The organism is Aeromonas simiae (assembly GCF_000820125.1).
Taxonomy (GTDB): domain Bacteria; phylum Pseudomonadota; class Gammaproteobacteria; order Enterobacterales; family Aeromonadaceae; genus Aeromonas; species Aeromonas simiae.
This window is the reverse complement of the sequence record NZ_CDBY01000051.1, coordinates 105,269-129,904: the sequence shown is the minus strand read 5'-3', so window position 1 is coordinate 129,904 and position 24,636 is coordinate 105,269. Positions and strand designations below refer to the sequence as shown.

At 61.7% G+C, this 24,636-nt stretch carries 21 protein-coding genes and 3 tRNA genes; 3 read left to right on the top strand and 21 right to left on the bottom strand.

What is annotated here, in order from left to right; translation table 11 throughout:
- Window positions 1–4: 4 nt before the first annotated feature.
- From BN1134_RS10010 to ruvA, 16 genes are all read right to left on the bottom strand, one after another.
- A tRNA-Lys gene (locus BN1134_RS10010) sits at window positions 5–80 on the bottom strand.
- Between the two features lie 42 nt (window positions 81–122).
- Window positions 123–198, bottom strand: a tRNA-Val gene (locus tag BN1134_RS10005).
- A gap of 10 nt (window positions 199–208) precedes the next feature.
- A tRNA-Lys gene (locus BN1134_RS10000) sits at window positions 209–284 on the bottom strand.
- 173 nt (window positions 285–457) lie between these two features.
- A complete protein-coding gene (gene ybgF / locus BN1134_RS09995) occupies window positions 458–1,255 on the bottom strand; it encodes a tol-pal system protein YbgF (protein ID WP_042046977.1) in 798 nt (265 codons plus the stop codon).
- Between the two features lie 12 nt (window positions 1,256–1,267).
- Window positions 1,268–1,789 (bottom strand): peptidoglycan-associated lipoprotein Pal, encoded by a 522-nt coding sequence (gene pal, locus BN1134_RS09990; RefSeq protein WP_042046975.1) that lies wholly within the window; start codon window positions 1,787–1,789, stop codon window positions 1,268–1,270.
- A 47-nt stretch (window positions 1,790–1,836) separates the two neighbouring features.
- Window positions 1,837–3,156, bottom strand: a complete 1,320-nt coding sequence (gene tolB / locus BN1134_RS09985) for a Tol-Pal system beta propeller repeat protein TolB (RefSeq protein ID WP_042046974.1) — start codon at window positions 3,154–3,156, stop codon at window positions 1,837–1,839.
- Window positions 3,157–3,227: 71 nt separating this feature from the next.
- Window positions 3,228–4,394 carry a cell envelope integrity protein TolA gene (tolA, locus tag BN1134_RS09980; protein WP_042046973.1) on the bottom strand — a complete coding sequence of 389 codons (1,167 nt, stop codon included), beginning with the start codon at window positions 4,392–4,394 and terminating at the stop codon, window positions 3,228–3,230.
- 11 nt (window positions 4,395–4,405) lie between these two features.
- Window positions 4,406–4,852, bottom strand: a complete 447-nt coding sequence (tolR, locus tag BN1134_RS09975) for a protein TolR (protein WP_042046972.1) — start codon at window positions 4,850–4,852, stop codon at window positions 4,406–4,408.
- Window positions 4,852–5,538 carry a protein TolQ gene (gene tolQ / locus BN1134_RS09970; RefSeq protein ID WP_042046970.1) on the bottom strand — a complete coding sequence of 229 codons (687 nt, stop codon included), beginning with the start codon at window positions 5,536–5,538 and terminating at the stop codon, window positions 4,852–4,854. Before tolQ ends, tolR begins: the two co-directional genes overlap by 1 nt.
- A complete protein-coding gene (gene ybgC, locus BN1134_RS09965) occupies window positions 5,539–5,934 on the bottom strand; it encodes a tol-pal system-associated acyl-CoA thioesterase (RefSeq protein ID WP_042046969.1) in 396 nt (131 codons plus the stop codon).
- Window positions 5,935–6,030: 96 nt separating this feature from the next.
- Window positions 6,031–6,339 carry a cyd operon YbgE family protein gene (locus tag BN1134_RS09960; protein WP_084214772.1) on the bottom strand — a complete coding sequence of 103 codons (309 nt, stop codon included), beginning with the start codon at window positions 6,337–6,339 and terminating at the stop codon, window positions 6,031–6,033.
- A complete protein-coding gene (cydX, locus tag BN1134_RS19265) occupies window positions 6,332–6,442 on the bottom strand; it encodes a cytochrome bd-I oxidase subunit CydX (RefSeq protein WP_042046967.1) in 111 nt (36 codons plus the stop codon). Before cydX ends, BN1134_RS09960 begins: the two co-directional genes overlap by 8 nt.
- Before the next feature lie 16 nt (window positions 6,443–6,458).
- On the bottom strand, window positions 6,459–7,595 hold the full coding sequence (cydB, locus tag BN1134_RS09950; protein ID WP_042046966.1) for a cytochrome d ubiquinol oxidase subunit II: 1,137 nt from the start codon (window positions 7,593–7,595) through the stop codon (window positions 6,459–6,461).
- A gap of 12 nt (window positions 7,596–7,607) precedes the next feature.
- Complete coding sequence (gene cydA / locus BN1134_RS09945; protein ID WP_042046965.1) at window positions 7,608–9,164, bottom strand: cytochrome ubiquinol oxidase subunit I; 1,557 nt, start codon at window positions 9,162–9,164, stop codon at window positions 7,608–7,610.
- A gap of 910 nt (window positions 9,165–10,074) precedes the next feature.
- Window positions 10,075–11,079: a Holliday junction branch migration DNA helicase RuvB gene (gene ruvB / locus BN1134_RS09940; RefSeq protein WP_042046963.1), complete on the bottom strand. Its 1,005-nt coding sequence runs from the start codon at window positions 11,077–11,079 to the stop codon at window positions 10,075–10,077.
- 11 nt (window positions 11,080–11,090) lie between these two features.
- Window positions 11,091–11,705 (bottom strand): Holliday junction branch migration protein RuvA, encoded by a 615-nt coding sequence (gene ruvA, locus BN1134_RS09935; RefSeq protein WP_042046961.1) that lies wholly within the window; start codon window positions 11,703–11,705, stop codon window positions 11,091–11,093.
- A 291-nt stretch (window positions 11,706–11,996) separates the two neighbouring features.
- On the opposite strand from ruvA, the gene BN1134_RS09930 reads away from it, so the two are divergent.
- Together BN1134_RS09930 and BN1134_RS09925 are read left to right on the top strand one after the other, a co-directional pair.
- Window positions 11,997–12,338, top strand: a complete 342-nt coding sequence (locus BN1134_RS09930) for a globin domain-containing protein (protein ID WP_232300622.1) — start codon at window positions 11,997–11,999, stop codon at window positions 12,336–12,338.
- A gap of 118 nt (window positions 12,339–12,456) precedes the next feature.
- Window positions 12,457–14,181 (top strand): proline--tRNA ligase, encoded by a 1,725-nt coding sequence (locus BN1134_RS09925; protein ID WP_042046958.1) that lies wholly within the window; start codon window positions 12,457–12,459, stop codon window positions 14,179–14,181.
- A 59-nt stretch (window positions 14,182–14,240) separates the two neighbouring features.
- Here the strand turns inward: BN1134_RS09925 and BN1134_RS09920 are convergent, their stop codons facing one another.
- The 5 genes from BN1134_RS09920 to BN1134_RS20170 all read right to left on the bottom strand — a co-directional run bounded on the left by BN1134_RS09920 (window position 14,241) and on the right by BN1134_RS20170 (window position 23,994).
- Window positions 14,241–16,832, bottom strand: coding sequence for a glycosyl hydrolase family 18 protein (locus tag BN1134_RS09920; protein WP_042046956.1), 2,592 nt, complete (start codon window positions 16,830–16,832; stop codon window positions 14,241–14,243).
- 380 nt (window positions 16,833–17,212) lie between these two features.
- Window positions 17,213–20,668, bottom strand: coding sequence for a hybrid sensor histidine kinase/response regulator (locus BN1134_RS09915; RefSeq protein ID WP_042046954.1), 3,456 nt, complete (start codon window positions 20,666–20,668; stop codon window positions 17,213–17,215).
- 19 nt (window positions 20,669–20,687) lie between these two features.
- Window positions 20,688–21,818: a 3-phenylpropionate MFS transporter gene (locus BN1134_RS09910; RefSeq protein WP_042046953.1), complete on the bottom strand. Its 1,131-nt coding sequence runs from the start codon at window positions 21,816–21,818 to the stop codon at window positions 20,688–20,690.
- Between the two features lie 101 nt (window positions 21,819–21,919).
- A complete protein-coding gene (locus BN1134_RS20175; RefSeq protein ID WP_156991731.1) occupies window positions 21,920–23,155 on the bottom strand; it encodes a TonB-dependent receptor domain-containing protein in 1,236 nt (411 codons plus the stop codon).
- Window positions 23,080–23,994 (bottom strand): TonB-dependent receptor plug domain-containing protein, encoded by a 915-nt coding sequence (locus BN1134_RS20170; RefSeq protein WP_232300621.1) that lies wholly within the window; start codon window positions 23,992–23,994, stop codon window positions 23,080–23,082. The genes BN1134_RS20175 and BN1134_RS20170 overlap by 76 nt, the downstream gene beginning before the upstream one ends.
- A 183-nt stretch (window positions 23,995–24,177) precedes the next feature.
- On the opposite strand from BN1134_RS20170, the gene BN1134_RS09900 reads away from it, so the two are divergent.
- The coding region (locus BN1134_RS09900) for a ChaN family lipoprotein (protein WP_232300623.1) at window positions 24,178–24,636 on the top strand (459 nt) is incomplete at its 3' end.

Below are 24,636 nucleotides of genomic sequence, written 5' to 3'. Positions count from 1 at the left end.
TTCGTGGTGGGTCGTGCAGGATTCGAACCTGCGACCAATTGATTAAAAGTCAACTGCTCTACCAACTGAGCTAACGACCCACGAAATTTTTTGCGCCCCCGCCTTGGCGTGGCTGGTAATACTGGTGGTCGCTACTGGGCTCGAACCAGTGACCCCCTCCTTGTAAGGGAGGTGCTCTCCCAGCTGAGCTAAGCGACCTGGGATTAAGTGGTGGGTCGTGCAGGATTCGAACCTGCGACCAATTGATTAAAAGTCAACTGCTCTACCGACTGAGCTAACGACCCACACTCGTCGCTGACAAACGCTGTATCCAGCGGCGCCAACGGCGGCTTATATTACGGATTTAAATTTCTGGCGCAATAGAAAAATCGTAATTCTGATGCGTTTGCTCATAGTGCGTACAATGTGAGGCAAAATTAACACCCGCCTCACATGCATCGCCGTTTTTATCGACAAATCAGAGTTTTGACAGTGCTTGCTGCGCCAATTGAGCGGCTGACGAGTTCGGGTACCCCTTGGTTACCTGCTCGTAGTAACTCTTGGCATCCCCCTTCTTGCCTTCCAGTTGAGCAATCATGCCCAGCTTGAGCAGGGCATCGGCCCGCTTGGGAGACTTGGGATACTTGCTGACCAGGGTCTGGAACTGCCCCTTGGCCCCGGCTCTGTCACTCTTGTTAAAGAGCAGCTGCCCCAGCCAGTAGTGCGCATTGGGCACGTAGCTGGATTCAGGGTATTGCTTGATGAACCCTTGGAAGGCGGGAATGGCCTTGTCGTAGTTCTTCTCCTTGAGCACCATGTTGACGGCCGCATCGTAGGCCTGGTTCTCATCCTGGTTGCTCGAGTAATTGCCGGTAGCAGGCACGGGAGCGGCCGAACTCGCCGCCGCAGGCGCTGAGGCCGCCTGTTGCTGCGCAGAGTTCACCTTATCGAGCTCCTGATAGAGCTGACGCTGGCGCTCCTCCGATTGCTGCATCTGGTAACCCTGCTGCTCCAGCTGACCCCGCAGCTCGTCCACCTCTTGCTGCAGGGAGTCAACCTGCTGCTGCAGATCGGCCTGAATGCGCAGACGGGCATTGAGGGTACGCTCGAGCAAGGCCACCCGGTCTTCCACACTGCCACTGGGCACGATGGCGCCGTTGTTGCCGCTCAGGGTCACGGCCCCGCCACCCAGCTCAGAGACCGGCGCCTCGGCATGGACAGGGAGCTGAAATAAAAGAGCGGCCGTGACGGCCGCTGTCTTATACATACACTTCATGCAAAAAAGACCTTAGTAGACCAGGACCGCGCGGCGGTTCTTGGAGTAAGAATCTTCGCCGTGGCCCGGATCCTGCGGCTTCTCTTCGCCGTAAGAGACGATGGAGAGCTGATCGGCCTGTACACCCAGAGTCTGCATGTACTTGGCAACCGCCTTGGCACGACGCTCACCCAGAGCGATGTTGTATTCCGGAGTACCACGTTCGTCGGTGTGACCTTCGATCAGCACCTTGACGGAGGGGTTCTCACGCAGATAGCTGGAGTGGGTGTCCAGCAGGTCAGCGTATTGACCTTGAATTTCGTTGCTGTCGAAGCCGAAGTAGATCACGTTGTCGCGTTGCAGAGCCGCAAGGCGCTGACGCATCTGCTCTTCCGGGGACAGCATGCCGTCGGCAGAGCCAGTCATGACCCCACCATTGGCACCCATGCCAGACTCGGCGCCAGAAGCGTCGGAGTCGGAGGTTGAGCTACAGGCGGCCAGGGTGAACAGTGGCAGAGCGATAGCCAGACCCTTGAGCAGTTTGTTGAGTTGCATGCTTATTCCTTAAACCTTTGTCACAAAACCAAAACCAGACATGTCTTTTAGTTTAAAAAGGGTGACCATGCCGGAGCACGGACTTCACCAGTGCTGGTTGGCAGCACTGCTCTGAAGCGGCCATCTGTAGACACCAGCGCCAGGCTCTTCTTGCCCTGATAGATGGTGGTGTAGATGATCATGCTACCGTTGGGCGCCACACTCGGCGACTCATCCAGAGCACTCTGGGACAGCACCATCATGCCACCGCTCTCGAGGTCCTGGCGAGCGATGCGATACTGTCCTTGAACCCGGGTCACCAGCACCATGGACTTACCGTCCGGAGTGACCGATGCGCCCTGGTTCGACTCTCCTTCCCAAGTCATCCGGCGAGTCATGCCAGACGCCAAATTTACGCTATAAATCTGGGGTTTGCCACCACGTTCTGAGGTGAAGATCAAAGTCTGCGGATCCAGCCAGGCCGGCTCGGTATCGATGGAGCGGCTCTCGGTCACACGGGTCAGCTGCTTGCTGCCAACATCGATGATGTAGATGTCAGGTTGACCATCTTTGGAGAGCACCACGGCCAGACGGCGACCATCCGGTGACCACTTCGGCGCACCGTTGATCCCGCGGAAACTGGTCATCAGGCTGCGCTGCTGGGAGTAGATATCCTGCACATAGATTTCAGAGTGCTGGTTCTCGAAGCTGACATAAGCCACCTTGCTACCATCCGGCGACCAGGAGGGAGACATCAGCGGCTCACGGGAGCGCAGCAGCGTCTTCTCGTTATAGCCGTCATAGTCGGAGATGCGCAGCTGGTACGGATACTGAGAGCTACGATCGATGGCCACATAGGCCAAGCGGGTCAGGAAGGCACCGCGCTCACCGGTCAGACGCTCATAGACGATGTCAGAGATCCGGTGGGCGAACTGGCGCAACTGGGCCGCGGGGACGGTCGCGGTGCGGCTGTCGAGCACATAACCGTTGGCATCGCCGCCCATGGACTTGAGCGCCTGCCCCTTGAGCACGTCGACCAGCTCGAAGCGGATCTGATAACCGCCGGCAGCCGGCTCGATGGAGCCCACGACCACGGCTTCCACCCCTTGCGAGGCCCAGGGAGCAAAATCAATCTCACCACTGTTGCTCGGGGTTTGCGGCATCTGCTGGCGGGTCAGCGGTTTGAACTTACCACTGCGCAGCAGGTCGGAAGAGATCACATCCGCCACATCCTGGGGCAGTTGACCGCCACCGGTCCACTTGAACGGGGCAACCGCCACCGGACGCGCACTGTCGATACCACCGGTCAGCACCAGATCCAGCGCCGCATGGGCGGGGGATCCGATCAGGGTGAAACTCAGGAAGAGCAATATCAGCCGTTTCAACATCGTGTATTCAACTCCATTTGGAGGTTAGAAAAACTACCAGTTCACTAACGGGGGCCACAGCCCCCGTTCTCTTAGCCGCCGAACGGATCGACCAGCAGATTGATTTCTTTCAGTTGGGCATAGACTGCCGGGTCCTTCGGCACCGGCACCTTGCCAGCCTTGAGCGCCGCCGCCTTACCCGCGCGGCACACCGCCGGATCCCCTGCCCCCGTTTGCACCGAGATGATAAAGCCATCCGGCGCCAACTTCAGGTTCAGCGTACAGGTTTTACCCTTCATGGTCTGATCGGTGAGCATGTAACGCCGGATCGTGTCGACAATCATGGCGCCATATTTGTTCACCTCACCGCTGGCCGCTGCGGCCGCAGCCTGGTTGCGAGCATTGGCTTCGGCCTCAAGGCCTTGCTGCATCTGCGCCTCCAGCTCCGCCTGCAAGCGAGCCTCTTCCGCCTTGCGCTTGCGCTCAGCGTCTTCCTTCGCCTTCTTGGCCGCCGCCTCTTTGGCCTTCTTCTCAGCCTCTGCCTTGGCTTTCTTCTCAGCCTCCGCCTTGGCCTTCTTCTCAGCCTCTGCCTTGGCCTTCTTCTCGGCCTCTGCCTTGGCCTTCTTCTCAGCCTCTGCCTTGGCCTTCTTCTCAGCCTCCGCCTTGGCCTTCTTCTCAGCCTCTGCCTTGGCTTTCTTCTCAGCCTCCGCCTTGGCCTTCTTCTCCGCCTCGGCCTTGGCCTGCTTCTCGGCTTCTTTCTTGCGCTCTTCCTCTTTCTTCTTCTTGAGGGCCAGCGCCTTGGATTCGGCTTCGGCGGCCTTGCGGGCCTCTTCCGCCTTCTTCGCCTTCTGCTCTTCGACCTTGCGCGCCTCTTCTGCCGCCTTGGTCTGCTCTTCGGCACGCTTTTGTTCAGCGATCTTCATCTGCTTGGCGGCCTCGGCCTTGCGGGCCGCCTCTTCCGCGACCTTGCGTTGCTGCTCGGCCTCGCGCAGCTGCTCCTGCGCCTCGATCTGTTCGCGCCGAGTGCGTTCCGCGTCTTCCTTTTCTTTCTTCGCTGCCTGCTGCTTGGCCTGCTTATTCTGGATCTGTTCGGCCTGCTGGTTGAGAAAACTCTCATCCATCATCACCGCCTGCACGATTTGCCCCGATGATGCCGGGCGCTTGGGCTTGCTAAAATCGAGCCCGACCAGCAGGATGATACCGATGATGAGGTGCAGCAGAAGCGACGCAATGACATAACTCGATAATCCGCGCTTCACGTCCCGCTCCGTTAGTTGGGTGAATCGGTCATCAGGCCGACCTGTGGCACACCAGCCTTCTTCAGGGCCACCATCAGCAGGATCACCTCTTCATAACGCACCGACTTATCACCGGCCACCACCACGGGCGCCCCCTGATTGATCGCCAGATAACCCATCGCCTTCTCGGTGATGTACTGCTCCATGGCCCCCTTGTCTCCGGGGGGCACCTGCTCGTCATCCGCCTCACCCGCCTTGATGGTGTACACCCCCTCTTCGGTCACGCTCACGATGAAGGGGGGCTTGGCGTCTTCCGGCAACTGCTCAGACTCAGCCTGCGGCAAATCAACCTTCACCCCCTGGGTGATCACCGGCGTCACCGCCATGAAGATGATGAGCAGCACCAACATCACGTCGATGTAGGGCACCACGTTGATCTCGGCCACCTTCTTGCGCCGGATCCGCTGATAGGTTTGCATTAGAGGTCACCCTGCTGTGCAATCTGGCGGTTCAGGATGGTGGTGAACTCGTCCATGAAGTTGGCGTATGCGTTCTCCAGCTTCTCAACCTTATTGGAGAAGCGGTTAAACGCGATCACCGCCGGAATCGCGGCAAACAGGCCCATCGCCGTCGCAATCAACGCCTCGGCGATACCCGGAGCCACCATCTGCAAGGTGGCCTGCTGCACCTGACCCAGGGCGATAAAGGCGTTCATGATACCCCATACGGTACCGAACAGGCCGATGTAGGGGCTGATGGAGCCGATGGTGGCCAGCACCGGCAGGTTGGATTCGAGCTCGTCCACCGCGCGGGAAAGCGAGACCCGCATGGCACGATAGGTGCCATCCATGACCGCCTCCTGACCACGGGCACCGGCCTTGAGCAGACGGGCATACTCCTTGAAACCGGAATAGAAGATGTCTTCCATGCCCTCAATGTCATCGCGACGGGAAGAGGACTCCTGATAGAGACGGTTCAAATCGACCCCGGACCAGAAACGATCCTCGAACTGCTCGGAAGCCTGATGAGCCGCCTTGATCACCTTGGTACGCTGAATGATCAGCGCCCAAGAGACCACCGACATGCTCAGCAGGGTGAGCATGACCAGCTTTACCAGCAGGCTGGCCTGCCAAAACAAACCAACAAACGAAATTTCAGCGTGCACTTACAGCACTCCCTTTACTTGATCAGGTATGGCTACGGGTTTCATTTGCGGGATGGCGACACAGGCGATCTGTACCAGGGCCTTGCTCACCAGGCGGCCATCACCGGCAAAAATCTGTTGCTCGAAGCGCAGGGATGCGCGCCGCTGCTGCACAATGGAAGTCTGTACTTCCAGCAGCTCATTGAAGCGGGCAGCCGAGCAAAAGTCGATCTCGGTGCGGGTCACGACAAACGCAATCCCTTGTTCCAGAAGAGAATCTTGCTCTATGCCGCGCGCACGCAAAAACTCAGTGCGCGCACGCTCCATAAACTTCAGGTAGTTGGCGTTGTATACGATGCCACCGGCGTCTGTGTCTTCGTAATAGACACGCACCGGAAACACAAAGGGGTTCGCCATAGAATCTGTGATCCGTACGACATTGAGATGGGCGCCTATCATAGCGCAGGGGAGAATCGGAAAGAAGCAGGGGGGAGCCATGCTCCCCCCTGTTTTTTATCCCAGAAAATAGCTCCGGGTCAGCCACAGCCCCCAACCATTGAGGAGCAGCGCCAACCAGGGAAACAGCAACAGCCTGACTGGCAACGACCGGGGCTGCCACCCCATGCCGTTGATGAGGCCGGCACACACCGACCACATCAGCACCAGCGATACCCAGTGGGCATGCGCGCTGGTGTTGGCTGCGACCAGATTGGGAGCCTGCAACATGGCGACCGCCATCAGGACGGCGGACACCAGCAGCAGACCTTGCCCGGGTTGGCGCCACAGCGGGGCGCAGAGCCGGGCAAGCCAGCCATTACTCATCGATGCTGCGATCCAGGTTCTCGGTATGCTCAAGCCACAGGGCGTTGATGATGCCGAAGGAACAGGCCAGCAGGAGGCCGAGGATCCAGGTGAAATACCACATGTTTTGCTCTCCTAACTCAGTACAGTGAGTGCTGGTTCTCTTCGATGTGCTTGGTGCTCAGGCGACCGAACATCTTGATGTAGGTCCAGATGGTGTAAGCCAGCACAGTCGGCACAAACACGGCGGCAACCACAGTCATCACCTTGAGGGTGTTGAAAGAGGAGGTCGCATCCCACATGGTCAGGCTGTGCGACGGCTCCAGGCTGGAGGGCATCACGAACGGGAACAGAGAGAACCCAGCCGTCAGGATGATGCCAGCAATGGCCAGTGAGGAGCACAGGAAGGCCACCCAGCCCTTGTTGAGCTTGGCAAACAGGGCGGTCAGCAGGCTCATCGCCAGACCCAGTGCAGGAGCGGCCATCATCCAGGGATAGAGGTCGTAGTTCTGCATCCAGGCACCGGCCTGCACGGCGACTTCCTTGTTCAGCGGGTTGGCCACGGCGTTACCGCCGGCCGAGCTGACCAGCACATAGCCGTCGATCCCACTCACCCAGACGCCGCCGATGGCGAACAGCACCAGCGTCAGCAGGGAGGCGATTACCGCAGCCGTGCGCGAGCGGGCCAGGATCTCGCCTTCGGTCTTCATCATCAGCCAGGTCGCACCCTGGGTCACGATCATGAACAGGCTGACCAGACCGGCCAGCAGGCCGAGCGGGTTGAGCAGACCGAAGAAGTTACCGGTGTAGGTCACCATCAGGTACTGGTTAAAGCTGAAGGGAACCCCTTGCAGCAGGTTACCGAAGGCCACACCAAAGACGATGGGCGGTACGGCACTGCCGATGAACAGGCACCAGTCCCAGGTACTGCGCCACTTGGGCGAGGTTTGCAAGGAGCGGTACTTGAACCCCACCGGGCGGAAGAACAGCGCCATCAGGGTCAGGATCATCGCAATATAGAAGCCGGAGAAGGCCGCCGCATAGACCAGAGGCCAGGCGGCGAACAGGGCGCCACCGGCAGTCACCAGCCACACCTGGTTACCCTCCCAGTGCGGCCCCATGGAGTTGAGCATGACGCGACGCTCAACGTCTTTCTTACCGACGAACGGCAGCAGGGCGCCGACGCCCATGTCGAACCCGTCAGTGATGGTGAAACCGATCAGCAAGACACCGACCAGCACCCACCAGACGACTCGCAATACTTCGTAATCAAACATGGGTCACTCTCCTTATGCCTTGAGCTGTTCGAAATGGTACTGACCCGTCTTCAGACTACTCGGGCCGAGGCGGGCATACTTGAACATCAGGAACATCTCGATCACCAGCAACACGGAGTAGAACAGGCAGATGCCGATGAGAGAGAACCACAGCTCAGAAGCCGGCACGTTGGAGGCTGACATGAAGGTCGGCAGCACCTCGGAGATGGTCCAGGGCTGACGGCCATACTCGGCAACAAACCAGCCGCACTCGATGGCGATCCAGGGCAGCGGGATCCCCCACAACAACGCCTTCAGCAGCCACTTGCGCTGACCGATGCGGTGACGGGTACTGTCATAGAAGGCGATGCCGATCAGCACCAGCATCAGGACGCCACAAGCCACCATGATACGGAAGGTGAAGAACAGCGGAGCCACTTGCGGGATGGAGTCATCCACGGCCGCCTTGATCTGTTCGTCGGTCGCCTCGCTCACCTTGTCGGTGTAGCGCTTGAGCAGCAGACCATAGCCCAGATCCTGCTTCACTTCGTCGAAACGGGCGCGGGTCTCATCAGACTTGTCGCCGGATTGCAGCTTACCCAGCAGGTCATACGCGATCATGCCGTTGCGCACACGCACTTCGTGCTCATTTTTGAGATCACGCAGGCCGGTCACTTCCTTATCCAACGAGCGGGTCGCAATGATGCCGAGGGCATAGGGGATCTGAATCGCGTAATCGGTGCGCATCTCCTCCTGATTCGGAATACCGAACAGGGTGAAGGAGGCCGGAGCCGGGTGGGTTTCCCACTCAGATTCGATAGCGGCCAGTTTCACCTTCTGCACGTCGCCGGTCTCATAGCCGGACTCGTCACCCAGCACGATGACCGAGAGGATAGAGGCCATGCCGAACGCAGCGGCGATAGCGAAAGAGCGGCGGGCAAAGGCGACATCACGATTCTTCAGCAGGTAATAAGAAGAGATACCCAGCACGAACATGGCGCCCGTGGTGTAGCCGGCGGCAACGGTGTGCACGAATTTGACCTGAGCCACCGGGTTGAGCACCACGTCAGCAAAGCTGGCCATCTCCATACGCATGGTTTCGAAATTGAACTCGGCCCCGACCGGGTTCTGCATCCAGCCGTTGGCGACCAGGATCCAGAGGGCAGAGAGGTTGGTGCCCAGCGCCATCAGCCAGGTAGCCGCCAAGTGCTGGCGCTTGGTCAGGCGATCCCAACCGAAGAAGAACATGCCAACAAAGGTGGACTCGAGGAAGAAGGCCATCAGACCTTCGATGGCGAGCGGCGCACCAAAGATATCGCCGACGTAGTGGGAGTAGTAGGCCCAGTTGGTACCGAACTGGAACTCCATCGTCAGACCGGTGGTGACACCGAGGGCAAAGTTGATGCCGAACAGTTTGCCCCAGAATTTGGTCATGTCCCGGTAAATGGACTTGTTGGTCATGACATAGACGGATTCCATGATCGCCAGGATGAAGGCCATCCCTAGCGTCAGGGGTACGAACAGGAAGTGATAGAGGGCTGTCGCTGCGAACTGGATCCGCGACAGGTCAACCACATGCTCAGCAATCATGATGTTTCCTCACCGATTATTGGCACGGCTAATTGGAGTTGTTGGGGAAAAGCTTCCTTTCTCTTTGGTGTTCCGCATCTGTTATATGCCGCAAAATTTATTCAATACAGAACACGCCAACTGCGCCACCCCATTAACCTAACGGCAACAAGGCAAACAAAAAAAGCTAATGTTTAACAGTAAAACCACAACCATCAGCGATTTAATTACGCGCAGAAAAGCTGGGGTTTTATATCACCATTATTTGACGAAAATCAATGTGGCTCGGTTCATAAAACACCCATCAGTAATGCATCTTAGCACTCACACCGGCGAACAAATAGTGAACAGGATCACAACTCAACAAACACTTAACATAATATAAAACAAAGATTTTTTTATTTTTCATCCATATTTTAACCCGTAGGAAAAGCCGGTTGGCTATTCCCATACCTTTTTTATGGCCTTATCGGGATGACGCCTATATGGAAAGTCGGTTAAACAGGCAGTTACCTCCTATAGGGACTATTTCAGAACCCATCAATCGGATTACTTTTTCTTATTTTTAAACTGCAATTTTTCTAGTTTGAGAAGGCCACGGTGGCCGCCTAGAATGCGCGGCGCAGATGAGGCACCGGAACAGGCCGCGACGACCGCCCGGTATACCTAGTGAACCCTTTTAATGAGTGAAGCAAAGATGAAAAAGTTTGTGCAGCGCACCCTTCGTTATTACAAGCTTTCGTTTGTTCAGATGTATCAAATGAATCGTCTGTAACAGGCCTTACTCCTGTTTTTCACTGTCTGCCTGGTGCCGACTCTGTGTGTGAACATCCATCCTGAATTGTCTTGCCCGCAGCCATGCTGCGGGCTTTTTTATTGGGCAGAAAAAAACCGCCCGTAGGCGGCTCTCTCATCCGTTTTTTCTGACCCGCTAATCGGGCCGCTCCAGACCGAAATGGAGATAGGCGCGCGGGGTAGCGATCCGGCCACGCGGGGTACGCTGCAAGAATCCCTGCTGGATAAGGTAGGGTTCAAGCACATCTTCAATCGTGTCTTTCTCTTCACCGATGGCCGCCGCCAGGTTATCGAGCCCGACCGGCCCGCCGAGAAATTTGTCGATCACCGCCAGCAGCAGCTTGCGGTCCATGAAGTCAAATCCCTCGTTGTCCACGTCCAGCATGTCCATGGCGCGCGCGGCGATCTCCCCGTCGATGGTGCCATCTGACTTGACCTGGGCAAAGTCACGCACCCTTCGCAGCAAGCGGTTGGCAATCCGTGGCGTGCCGCGTGAACGGCGAGCCACCTCGTGGGCGCCGTCATCGGCCATATCCAGCCCGAGGCAGCGGGCGCTGCGAGCCACGATATCCGAGAGATCCGCCACGCTGTAGAACTCCAGACGCTGCACAATGCCGAAACGATCGCGCAGCGGGCTGGTGAGCGAGCCGGCCCGGGTGGTGGCCCCTATCAGGGTGAAGGGGGGCAAGTCCAGCTTGATGGAGCGGGCCGCCGGCCCCTCCCCTATCATGATGTCGAGCTGGTAATCCTCCATCGCCGGATAGAGCACCTCCTCCACCACCGGGCTGAGACGGTGGATCTCGTCGATGAACAGCACATCGTTGGGCTCGAGGTTGGTCAGCAGGGCCGCCAGATCCCCGGCCTTCTCCAGTACCGGCCCGGAGGTGGTCTTGATGTTCACCCCCATCTCGTTGGCCACGATATTGGCGAGCGTGGTCTTACCCAACCCAGGGGGGCCAAAAATCAGCAGATGATCGAGCGCCTCGCCGCGCTGACGGGCGGCTTCGATGAAGATCTCCATCTGCGCGCGCACATGATCCTGCCCCTTGTAGTCGGCCAGCGACTTGGGGCGAATGGCGCGGTCGATGATATCGTCTTCCCGGCCCGCAGCCGGAGAGATGAGACGGTCGGCTTCAATCATGCAAGGCTTCCTTATACCAGGCTGCGCAGGGCATCACGGATGATCTCTTCCACCGACATCCCCTCCTTGGCCACCTTGCCAACGATCTGGCTGGCCTGGGCCGGCTTGTAGCCCAGCGCCACCAGGGCGCTGGCGGCCTCTTCCGACGCATCGGGTTCACGCAGGGAGTTCACCGGCTCCGGCAGGGTGACCGCAGCAGGGGTGAAGAGATCGTGGCTGACCCAGCCGGCGAGACGATCTTTAAGCTCGACCACCAGCCGCTCGGCGGTCTTCTTGCCCACGCCGGGCAGTTTGATCAGGGTGGAGATATCCTCCCGCTCGACACACATCACAAACTGGCTGGCACTCATGCCAGAGAGAATGGCCAGCGCCAGCTTGGGGCCCACCCCGTTGGCCTTGATCAGCTCGCGAAACAGGGCCCGCTCCTGCTTGTGATTGAAGCCATAGAGCAGCTGGGCATCCTCGCGCACCACGAAATGGGTGTAGATACGCGCCTCCTGCCCCAGATCCGGCAAGTCATAGAAGCAGCTCATGGGCATATGCACCTCATAGCCGACGCCTCCCACCTCAAGCAGCACTTCGGGGGGCTGTTTCTCAATCACGATGCCACGCAGACGACCTATCACGCTTCCTACCTCAAACGCCGATAAAACTGGCCATAGCATAAAGAATAACTGGATAGGTATCCAGCACTCCCACCCCGAGCAAGCGGAGATGGCGCCCGGCGCAGCCGGCTGCGATACTGACTGCGGCCCGGGCCACCAGTTGTCATATTCCCACTTCGGCGAACGGAATATTCGCCTTCTCATCCCCACGCGGAGACCCATATGCAGCAGGAGACAAAGGAACTGCTTCCCCACTAGATTGAACTGGTTCAGCAGGCCTGGGGGCGGATAAGTGGCGGCAGCCAGAGCTATGTGCAAGAGGTCTACGACGAACTGTTTCGCCTCGATCCGGCCTTGCAGCCGCTATTTACCGACGATCGCGACCATCTGATGGCCAAGATGGCCGACACCCTCAACACCTTGCTGACCAGCCTGGAGGCGCTCGACCGCCTCGCCTTCATCATCCGCGACATCGGCCGACGCCATCGCCAGCACGGGGCCCGCCCACCCCACTTCGCCACCCTCAAGCAGGCCATGACGACGGTGCTGGCCCGCCGCCTCGGCGCACGCTTTACCCCCGAGCTGGCGGCGGCATGGGGTCACGCCTATGACCTGGTCGCCCAGTTGATGCTGCAAGGGATGCAGGCGGAGTAAGCCGGCCCCCGAGCCATTTATCCCTTGGGCCATGGCATTGGCCCTGCTAATATTCCGCTCTTAGATTTTCCCCTGCGGGCAACGACCCACACCATTTGCCATTTGAAGGTCACGAGCGATGCGTACCAGCCACTACCTGCTTTCCACTCTCAAGGAAACCCCGTCCGATGCGGAAGTCGTCAGCCACCAGCTGATGCTGCGTGCCGGCATGATCCGTAAACTCGCCTCCGGCATGTATACCTGGCTGCCCACCGGCCTGCGCGTACTGAAGAAGGTTGAGAACATCGTGCGCGAAGAGATGAACAACGCAGGCGCCGTCGAAGTCTCCATGCCGGTGGTGCAACCGGCCGAGCTGTGGCAGGAGTCCGGCCGCTGGGACGACTACGGCCCCGAGCTGTGCCGCCTGACTGACCGTCACAACCGCCCCTTCGTGCTAGGCCCGACCCACGAAGAGGTGATCACCGCCACCGTGCGCTACGAGGTGAACAGCTACAAGCAGCTGCCGCTCAACCTCTACCAGATCCAGACCAAGTTCCGCGACGAAGTGCGCCCCCGTTTCGGCGTGATGCGCGGCCGCGAATTCCTGATGAAGGACGCCTACTCCTTCCACATCGACAAGCCGAGCCTCATCGACACCTACGAGAAGATGCACGCCGCCTACTGCGCCGCCTTCACCCGCATGGGGCTGGATTTCCGCCCGGTGCAGGCCGACACCGGCTCCATCGGTGGCACCGGCTCCCACGAGTTCCAGGTGCTGGCCGAGAGCGGTGAAGATCTCATCGCCTTCTCCGATACATCCGATTACGCCGCCAACATCGAGATGGCCGAAGCCCTGGCGCCGGCCGGCGAGCGTCCGGCCGCCACGGCCGAGCTGACCAAGGTTGCCACGCCGGCGGTACACAGCATCGACGAGGTGAGCGCCTTCCTGAAGGTGGCCCCGAACCAGATCGCCAAGACCCTGCTGGTGCTGGGCGAAGAGAACGAGCAAGGTCAGCAAGCGGTGATCGCACTGGTGCTGCGCGGCGATCACGAGCTCAACGACGTCAAGGCCGAGAAGCTGGCCGGCATCGCCAAGCCGATGACCTTCGCCAACGACGAGCAGATCAAGGCAGCCGCCGGCTGTGACGCCGGCTCCATCGGCCCGATCGGCTTCAAGGGGCGCGTCATCGTCGACCGCAGTGCCGCCCACCTGGCGGATTTTGTCTGCGGCGCCAACGAAACCGGCTTCCACCTGACCGGGGCCAACTGGGATCGCGACGTTCAGGGCTATGAAGTGGCCGACATCCGCAACGTGGTCGAAGGCGATCCGAGCCCATGCGGCACCGGCAAGCTGCTGCTCAAGCGCGGCATCGAAGTGGGCCACATCTTCCAGCTCGGCACCAAGTACTCCGAAGCCATGAAGGCCACCGTCCTCAACGAAGAGGGCAAGTCGGTGGTGATGGAGATGGGCTGCTACGGCATCGGGGTCTCCCGCGTGGTGGCAGCCGCCATCGAGCAGAACAACGACCAGTACGGCATCATCTGGCCGGACGCCATCGCCCCGTTCGAAGTGGCGGTGATCCCGATGAACATGCACAAGTCCGTGCGGGTTGCCGAGCTGGCCGAGCGCTTCTACAGCGAGCTCAAGGCCGCCAAGATCGACGTACTGTTCGATGATCGCAAAGAGCGCCCCGGCGTCATGTTTGCCGACATGGAGCTCATCGGTATCCCGCACGCCATCGTCATCGGCGAGCGCGGCCTCGACAACGGCGTGGTGGAGTACAAGTGCCGCCGCAGCGGCGAGAAGCAGGAAGTGGCCATCGACGACGTGATCGCCCTGCTCAAGGGCAAGCTGGGCCGCTAAGTGCCCCGCCCATGAAAAAGCGCGCCAGATGGCGCGCTTTTTTTTTTAGCTGATGGCCGTTATGGGCAGCTGGCGGCGCCGACATCTACCCAGGCGTCCGAGGTGCCCGGCTCGTTGCCACGGGTCCAGTACTGCGCCTTCCACTGGCGGCCATGGTGATTGACCAGCGCACCGCCGTTGTAAGCCACGCTGGCATCCCAGCCCAGGGTCACCTTGCTCACCAATTGCCAGGCATCGCTGCTGCCGCTCGGCTCATTGCCCTGGGTCCAGTACTTGGCCTGCCACACCAGCTGGTTGTGGCTCACCTTGGCGCCGCCGTTATAGACGGCGCTGGCCTGCCATGCCGGCCAGTTGGCCGCATCGGGATCGCTCACCTGGCAGCCGTTGCCGGCCGCCTTGACGGTCAGGCGGGTGCTGGCACTGGCATCCAGGCCGCCATCGGAGACGGTCAGGGCCAGATCGTAGGTGGTATCACTGCTCACGCTCGGCGCCGTTACCACCAGGGTGGCACTGCCCTGACCGGTGGCACTCAACCCCGCCGGCAGGCTCCACTGGTAAGTAAGCGCATCCCCATTCGGATCGCTGGCGCTGGCCTGGATCGTGACCGCCTGCCCTGCCACCGCGCTGAAGCTGGCCGGCAGGGTGACCACGGGCGGCAGGTTAGCCTGCGGCGCCTTGTTGGTCACCACCACCTGATCGCTCGCCTTGAGCCCCTGCTCGTCGGTGACGGTGAGTTCAAACGTCAATGTCACATCGCTACTGACCGCATCGAGCACCACGCGGGCCTTGGCCGTGCTGGCATCAAGCAGGGTCACCTGGGGCCCTGCCACCTGCTTCCAGGCATAGGTGAGGGCGCCGTTCTCCGGATCGTGGGAGGCGGCGCCATTGAGGCTCACCTCGGCCGGGCCGGTCACCGCCACATCGCTGCCGGCATTGGCCACCGGCGGCTTGTTGACCGGCGGCGTGGTGCCGCCATCGCCGTGGCCGAGCCCCTCGTGCATGGCGTTGAGGATGTCGCCGTTGTCGGCGTCGATCTCCCAGGCAAACAGGCCGCCGAGCTGGTTGGCCAGCACATACTGCCCCTTGGCCTTGACCGAGCGCTCGTTGTCGAAGGTGATGAGATCGCCGCTGCCCGCCTTGAACACATAGGGGGCCTCGGCCTGCTCGTCATAGCCCTGCTCCCAGCCGGCGCCCATGTAGTCGCGCACGATCTGGCGATAGTCGACCACGCCGGCCTCCCAGGTTCCCTTGATGGGGCCGCTGGCCTTGCCGGTGAAGGGGTTGCCGGCCTGATAACCGCTCACCCCGGTCCAGCCACGCCCATACATGGCCGCGCCCACCACCACCTTGGCCGGATCGACCCCCTGGCCGAGCAGCGCCCTCACCCCCTTGTCGGTGGTGTACTTGGTGGCCGGATCCCAGCTCGCCGGGTAGAGGTTGGTCTGATGGCCCAGCTCGGTGTTGCTCCAGGCGCCGTTGAAGTCGTAACTCATCAGGAACAGGTGATCCATATACTGCTGGGCCGCCTTGTAATCCACCTTGGCAATCTTGTCGCCACCGGCGCTGATAGCCGACGTAAGCTCGTACTGGCGTCCGGTCTGGGCCTCCAGCTCGTCGAGCATGGCGCGCAGCTCCTTCATCAGCAGCACATAGGTCTCACCATCGTTCGGGCTGCCGAGCGCCGGGTTGGCCCCCAGCCCGCCCGGAAACTCCCAGTCGATGTCCACCCCGTCGAAGAACTTCCAGATCTGCAAGAACTCCTTGACCGAGGCGACGAAGGTGTCGCGCTTGGCCTTATCGCCGAGGAAGTGGAACGGATCGGAGAGGGTCCAGCCCCCGACCGAGGGGAGGATCTTGAGATCCGGATAGGCGCGCTTGAGCGCCATCAGGTTGCCGAAGTTGCCCTTGTAGGGCTCATCGAAGGCCGACAGGCTGCCTTGCGGCATCTGGATCGCCGCCCAGGGATCGTGGATGGCAACCTTGAAATCCTCGCGCCCGGCGCAGGCACGTTGCAACGCCTCGAAGCTCCCTTCGATGGACTTGAGGCTGTCGTTGATGCCGTTGCCACCGCAGATGGGGGTGAAACCATAGAGGATGTGGGTCAGGTTCTGGGCCGGGATCTTGTCGACGGTGAACTTGCGGCCATAGACCCCCCACTCGACATAGTAGGCCCCGACCACCTTGCCCGACTTGTTGGCATAGGGCTTGTTGTTCTCCTGCAGCGGCGCCTTGAGCGGCAGTAGGTGGCTGCCGTCGGTGTCGGCCACCACAATTTCGCGCGGATCGGAGAGGGTGCAGCCATCACTGTTGCACAGGGCCACCTGCAACTGGTAGCGCCCGCCCTTGGCCACCTTGAAGGTGGCGCTGCCGGCGGCGGCAGAGGGGCCGGACCAGGCCTCCTGACCATTGAGCAGCACCTTGGCGCTCTGGCCGACGTCGCCGCTCCAGAGGTTCCAGCTCACGCTGACGTCGGCGGCCTCCTTGACCTTGACCAGCTTGGCGTAAGAGGTGGCGGCCTGATCGACCTCGACGATGGAGAACTTGGTTTCGCCCCAGCCCAGGGTCGGTTTGCCGGGGGCAGCCGCCTGGACGGCAGGCATGAACAAGGCGCCGACCAGAGCGGCCAGCATGGTGGGTTTTGGACTTAGCATTGTTGAATTTCCCTATTTCGTTATCGATTCGAAAAGGGCCACGCAACCCGACAGGTACCGCAGACAACAACGCCCACCCCTTGGCAAAGGCGGCGCAACAACCCGTAGTGGTCCCCCTGACCTCGTCGGATCCGGGTGGACGTTGCGTACCGACCCACTGGCCGGCTTGCCCCATCACTACTTCATTCGCGACAAAAAAAATCGCCCGCCGACTATAGAGGCAAGTGAGAACACCAGCCAGAGGGGCCGAGAGGAGAAAAAGGGGGCGCCACATGCCGCAGTGAGAATAACGTCAGTGAAAACAAGACAAAAAGGCGGCCATGTTCGTTGAAATGGCCGCCATCGTGACAAACAACAAAAGTGTGATTATGTGAACCACCTCACTCGTGGCTCTGCAATACCCCGTTCATCAGGCTGCGCAGCTTGAGCGGTTTGACCGGCTTGCTGATATAGCCGTAACCCTGCGCACGAATGCGGGCCAGCAACGTTGCATTGCGATCGGCGCTGATGACGATGCCGCGGATCTCCTCACCATAGGTGTGGCGCAATTGTTCGAGCGCCTCGATACCGGTCTGACCGTGATCGAGGTGGTAATCGGAGAGCACCATGGCCGGCAGAAAGCCATCCTCCACCAGCGCCATGGCGCTGTCAGCATCCGCGCAGCAGGCCACCTCACAGCCCCAGCGGCCGAGCAAGGAAGCCATCGCCTGCAAGATCTCCGGCTCGTTGTCGATGCAAAGCACCCGCACCCCGTCGAGCAGATTGACGGTCTGCGCCGCGATGGCCGGGCGCGGCACCTGGGGCCGGCGACTGCGCGTCAGGGTCAGCGAGAACACCGACCCCTGCCCTGGCCAGCTGCGCATGGCGATCTGGTGGCCGAGCACATTGGCGATGCCACGGGCGATGGCGAGCCCCAATCCCAGCCCCTGCTCGCGGGCGGTGCGCGAGTGATCGAGGCGCTGGAACTCCTCGAAGATCTCGCTCTGCTTCTCCTGCGGGATGCCGGGGCCGTTGTCCCACACCTCGATGCACACCCGCTCCCCCACCCGGCGACAGCCGAGCAGCACCCGGCCTCCCGGGTTGTAGCGAAACGCATTGGTGAGAAAGTTCTGTAGCACCCGGCGCAGCAGGCGCACGTCGCTGTGCACCAGCAGCGAGCTGGGGATCACCTCAAAGCGCATCCCCCCGGCCTGGGCCAGCACGCCGAATTCGGCCCGCAGAATGTCGAACACCTCGGCAAGCGGAAAGTCGGTCATGCGCGCCTTGAACTTGCCCGCCTCGAGCCGGGAGATGTCGAGTAGATCCGAGATGAGATCCTCGGCCGCCTCCAGCGCCGTGTCGATGCGCTCGGCTAGGCGCGCCGGCTCACCGTCGGGCAGCTGCTCGCGCAGGGCCGAGGCGAACAGCTTGGCGGCGTTGAGCGGCTGGGTCAGATCATGGCTCACCGCCGCCAGGAAACGGCTCTTGGACTGGTTGGCCCGCTCCACCTGCTGGTTGACCGCCAGCAGCTGACTGTTGAGGGCCGAGAGTTCGCGGGTGCGCTCGGCCACCCGCGCCTCGAGCAGCTCGTTGGCCTCGCGCAGCAGCTTCTCTGCCTCGCGAAATGGGGTGATGTCGCTAAAGGTCATGACAAAACCGCCGCCGGGCATGGGGTTGCCCTGCATCTCGATCACCCGGCCATCTGGCCGCTCGCGGGCCGAGACATGGCGGCTGCCGCTGCGCATATGGGCCACCCGCCGCGCCACCTGGGCCTCGACCTCCCCCGCGCCGCACAGCCCCTGGCTGGCGTTGTAGCGGATGATCTCCTCGATGGGGCGCCCGACCTGCACCAGACCGGGCGGGTAGTGAAACAGCTCCAGATAGCGGCGGTTCCACGCCACCAGCTTGAGCTCCCTGTCCACCACCGAGATCCCCTGGCCGATGTGCTCGATGGCCCCTTGCAGCAAACCCCGGTTAAAGCGCAGCAGATCCGACGCCTCGTCGACGATGGTAGCGATCTCCTCGAGCTGCATGTTGTGCCCTTGCAGGGCCGAGGCCAGCACCAGCCGCGCCGAGGAGGTTCCAAACACCCCGGCCAGCAGCCGCTCGGTGTGGGAGATAAGATCCGGCGTCGCCTGCATGTGTGGGGCCAATGTGCCCCCATGCTCGGCGGCGAAGCGGCCGAAAGCCCGTTTGACCCGGCTCGGGCCGAGGAAGCGGGTGGCCAGCATCTCCAGCTCCTTGACCGTGACCCGCGCCTGATAGAGGGCCGAGGTGTCGCGACTCGGCTTGCCGACGAAGTTGGCGGCCTGCAAGCGCTCACTCACCGCCGGGCGCGAGAGCAGCGAGCCCGCCACATAGCCCGCCAGATTGAGCAGCAGGCTCAGCAGCAGGCACCAGGCGGTGACGCTCACCTCGCGCAGCAGCGGCAGATCGGGCGGGGCCAGCAGCGCGGCCAACGGGGAGCCGGCCAGCATGCCGCTTTCGTGCAACAGGGTCATCAGCCACAGGCTGAGGCCGGGCACCAGCCCCAGATAGACCCCTTTGCGGTTGCCACGCCGCCAGTAGAGGCCAAGCAGCAGGGCCGGGGCAAACTGGGCCACGGCGCCAAACGAGAGATACCCGATCCCCGACAGGCTGGTCAGCTCACCGAGCCAGAGGTAGAGCCCCCAGGCGGCCAGCAGGATCAGCAAGATGGCGGCGCGGCGCACCCGCAGCAGCAGCCGGGCCAGCCGCTCGTCCTGTCCGCGCTGCCAGTAGCGGCGCAGCAGCACCGGCAGCACCAGATCGTTGCTCACCATGATGGCCAGCGCCAGAGTCGAGACGATCACCATGCCGGTGGCCGCCGAGGTGCCGCCGAGGAAGGCGAGCAGGGCCATGGCATCGAAGCCGAGGGTATGGGGCAGGCTGATGACGAAGGTATCGGGCGAGACGCCGGCCCCCAGCCAGTGATGGCCGGCCAGCGCCAGCGGCCAGATGAAGATCCCCATCAGGAACAGGTAGGCGGGAAACAGCCAGCGCGCCCAGTGCAGATCCTGCCCCTGATGGTTCTCGACCACGGTGACGTGGAACTGGCGCGGCAGACAGATGACGGCGCACATGGCGAGCAGGGTGTAGATGGCCAGCTCTATCCCCTGCCCCGCATCGAGGGTGATGGCTTCTTCCAGAAACTGGCGGCTGGCCTCGGTCTGCCACACCCCCTCCTGGCCGAGCAGCAGCCAGAGGGCAAAGCCCCCCACGGTGAGGAAGGCGAGCAGCTTGACCACCGACTCGAAGGCGATGGCCACCACCAATCCCCTGTGGTGCTCGGTGGCATCGAGATGGCGGGTGCCAAACAGGATGCTAAACAGCGCCAGCAGCAAACCCACCACCAGGGCGAGGCCGGCGCGCCCGCCCCCCTCCTGGGCCACCATGCCACCGTCGCTCAACATATCCAGCCCGAGCACGATGGCTTTCAGTTGCAGCACCAGATAGGGGAGCACCCCCATGATGGCCACCAGGGTCACCAGCATGGCCAGGTGCTGCGACTTGCCATACCGGGCGGCGATGAAGTCGGCGATGGAGGTGATGTGCTCGCGCTTGGCCACCAGGATGAGGCGCGCCAGCACCCGCCAGCCGAACAGGAACACCAGCATGGGGCCGAGGTAGATGGGCAGCGGCGCCCAGGGCGCTATGCTCGCCTGCCCGACCGTGCCGTAGAAGGTCCACGAGGTGCAGTAGACGGCGAGGGACAGGCTATAGAGGATGGGCTGCCCCGGCAGACGCGCACGGCGGCGCAGATCCGCCACATGGGCGATGAGAAACAGCAGCCCCAGATAGGCCAGCGATACCCCGATAAGCAACCATCCCTGTTGCATGAGCGCCTCCGTGCGCGAGTCAGGCCGGTTCGCGTCGTGGCCGCAGCCAGAGCGCCGGCAGGGCGAACAGGGCCATCAGCCAGAAGATGCCCCCCTGCCACTGTTCATAAAGGCTGCCACACAGCGCCATCAGCACCGCCACCGTCATGCCGAGCGCCAGCGCGGAGTAGAGCGCCTGGGTCGGGATCTGCCGCTCTGGCGCCAGCTCGCGGGTGAGAAAGCGCACCGCCGCCAGATGGCTGACACAGAAGGTGACCGCGTGCAGCAGCTGGGCCAGGATGAGCACCCCGAGTTCGGTCGAGGCGCCGAGCAGACTCCAGCGCACCAGACAGCCGATGGCCCCCACCACGAACAGGGGGCGGGCCGGCAGGCGAGACAGGTAGCGCCGGTCGGCGGCGAACATGCAGATCTCGGCCACCACCCCGAGGGCCCACAGGTAGCCGATGGTGCTGCCGCTGTAGCCGGCCGCCTTCCAGTGGATGGCGCTAAAGCCGTAATAGGCGGCATGGCTGCCCTGCAACAGGGCGGCGATGAGCAGGAAGCGGCGCACCGCCGGATCGCGAAAGGTCTGCCACAGGCCGGCACGCGCCTTCTCACCCACCACGTCGCTCGGGGCGGGGTGCAGCGGCAGCCAGCTCAGCACCATCAGCAGCAGCAGGCCAGCCATGATGGTGTGCAAGATCCAGTCGCTGCCCTGATGGCTCACCAGCAGCCCCACCAGGGTGGAGGCGACGATGAAGGCAAACGAGCCGAACAGGCGCACCTTGCCGTAGTCGAGGTGCACCTGGATCACCATGCGGGTGGCCAGCGCCTCCCCCATCGGCATCAGGGTCGGGTAGATAAAGTTGGTGACCAGGGTCAGCACCACCAGCCACCAGGGGGCGTGGCCGGCATAAAAACCGAGGAAGGCGAGCAGGCTCAGCAGGCAGAGCAGCCGGGTGACCGGCAGCAGCTGGGCCGCCCCCTTGACTCGGCCCATCACCAGCAGGTTGCCGGCAAAGCGGATGGCCATGCCCGCCCCGAGCAGGGTTCCTATCATCTGGGGAGAGAGCCCCACCCCCTCCAGCCAGAGCGACCAGAACGGCAGGTAGGCGCCGTAGACGAAATAAAAGGCACTGAAGAAAAGCGCCATCCAGGCAAAGGCAGGCATACGTCCTCGTAGGGGCAGTGCGGAGCCGGCATGATAACCGATTTCCTCACCGCAAGGACACGCTCGAAGAGGGGGCCTTTCGGCCCCCGCTTGCGGCTCAATCAGAACTGGTACTTGATGCGGGCACTCAGGCTGCGCCCCGGCTCGGTAAACTGGGCGACATCGCTGCCGGCCCCCTTGCCCGCCACGCTCTCGTAGTTGACGTACTCCTTGTCGAGCAGGTTGAAGACGCCCACATTGAGCTGCAACTGGGGCAGCGGGGTGAACTGGGCATAGATGTCCCAGGCGGCCCAGCCGGCGGCCCCTATGTTGTCGTTCCCCTGACTGTCTTGGCTCACCTTGTCCATGCGGCTGGCAAAGCGCAGCGCCGTGTTGAGGTTCCAGTTCGCCTGCTCGAGGCGCGCCCCGACGCTCCCCTTGAACGGGCTCAGCTCGTTGATGTAGTGGCCATCCCCATCCTTGCCCTCGATATAGGCCAGGTTGCCCCAGACGTTGATCACGTCGCTGACCCAGTAGTCGCTCTTGGCCTCCAGCCCCTTGGTGCGCACGTCATCCAGATTCTGGTACTGGTAGAGGGCGGTGCGCCCCTCCTGGCCGATATAGGTGCTGGTGATGAAATCCTTGTACTGGGTGTAGAAGGCCGACAGCTCGTAGTTGAGGCGGCCGTTACCGCCACGCACCCCGGCGTCGATCCCGTCACTGCGCTCGGCGTCGAGATCCGGGTTCGGCTCGATGCGGTAGAAGTAGCCGCTGTGATTTAAGGTGGCGAAGGCCTCGTCATACATGGGGGCCTTGAAGCCATGACTGTACTGGGCAAACAGATTGGCCAGGGGATGGGCCTTGTAGACCAGCCCCAGCTTGGGCGATAGCTCGCCGTCGGAGAAGGTCTTGAGAGCGCTGCCGGTGTAGGCCGGATCGTCGTCGGGCTTCATCCGGTAGTAGTCGTAGCGCAGCCCAGGCGTCAGCACCCAGCGCTCGCCAAATCGCAGCTCATCAAATGCCCACAGGGCGCCGCGCTGGGTGGTGGTGTCGGGGAAGCTGGTCTCGTCGTAGCCTGGGAAGGTGCCGCTGAAGGCTGCCGTCTTGAGCCGGCGGCGCTCGTTGTTGCTGCGCTCGTAATCCACCCCCCAGGCCAGGCGGTGGGCGCCGGCCTCCTTGGCGAGCTTGAGCTGGGCCCCCAGGCTCTCCTGCTCGAAGCGGTTGCTATCAAACGAGGTGAGGTAGTAGCGGGAGGCAAAGGCGTACTGATCGAGATCCTGCTTCATGCGAGAGTAGTAGAGCTTACTGTCGACCCGATCGACCCAGCCTGCGTTGAGGGCGATGCCGTGATCGAGCATGACCGAGAGGTTGTCGGTTTTTTGTCGGTGATCGGCTGATCGAAGGTCGATACCCGGCTCGATGCCGGCAGATCCACATGGTGTGGGTCCATCCCCTCGTGCAGGTAGTTGACGCTCAATTGCAGGAACTGCTCGGCCGAGACGTGCCACTTGCTCTTGAGCAACAGCGCATGGTTGAGCACATCGAACTCATTCTGATCGCCGGCGTGGTTCTGGGTCACCCCGCCATCGCGCCAGGTGTAGCGCAGCAGACTCTCCACATCGCCGCTGCGCAGGGCCCCCGTGATACCGGCGCTGCGCTGGTGGCTGGCCGACTGATAGCCGGAGCTGACCTCGAGATGGCGCGCTTTCCCCTTGAGAACGTCGCTCGCCTCCTTGGTGGTGATGGCGATCACCCCGCCCAGCGCGTCAGAGCCGTAAGCCGCCGAGGAGGGCCCCTTGGCCACCTCGACCTGCTTGATCATGTCGGTGTCAAAATAGGTTTGCCCCACACCGCCACTGCTGTAGGCGTTGTTCTGGCGCACCCCGTCTTGCACCACCTTGACCCGGTTCTTGCTCATGCCGCGGATGACGAAGGTCGAGGTCTCGCCGCTGCCGCCCACCGTGGTCACCCCCGGCTCGTAGCGAAACAGCTCGGCGGCGTTGCTCACCCCCTGCTCCTCGATCTGCTTGTCGGTTACGACGGTGATCGGGCTGGAGACATCTTCAAGCTTCTGGGCCATGCGCGATCCGCTGACGACCATGACCTCGTTGACGCCCTTATCGGCCGCCAGCAGAGGGGAGATCATAGCGCTGCCGACGGCCAGCGCAATCAGGGTGCGGGTGAATGAGTGTGCCACGGGAAATCATCCTTAATGAGAACAATTATCAAGTGGAGCACATCCTATCCGAACCCGAAAAAAGATCAATGATAATGAGAATTAATATCATTTGATTGATGTTATTCACCGCCTCATTACAATAACGCTGACCTTGCCATCGATGGAGCAACCATGCGCGCACTCCTGCTTATCACCGCCCTGATGCTGGGTGGCTGCGCCCACCCCAATAGCGCCCCCGCCACCCTCTATGACTACCGGCTGACCACGGCCCAAGGGGAGGTGCTGACCCTGGCCCAGGCCGCCAGGCGGGTGAGCGATGCCGACATCATTTTGGTCGGCGAACTGCACACCCATCCTGCGATTCACCTGCTACAGGCCCGTCTGCTGGCCGAACTCAGTCAGGGGCCCCGCCCACTGGCCCTCTCGCTGGAGCAGTTCAGCCGCGCCGATCAGGGCGTGCTCGATGCCTACCTGGCCGGGCAGCGCGGGGAGTCGGCCCTGATCCGCGATGGTCATGCCTGGCCCAACTACCCGAGCGACTACCGCCCGCTGGTGGAGTTTGCCAAGGCCCATCACCTGCCGGTCATCGCCGCCAATGCCCCCAAGGCGCTGGTGAGCTGCATCGGCGAACAGGGGCCGCAGTGGCTCGAACAGCTCCCC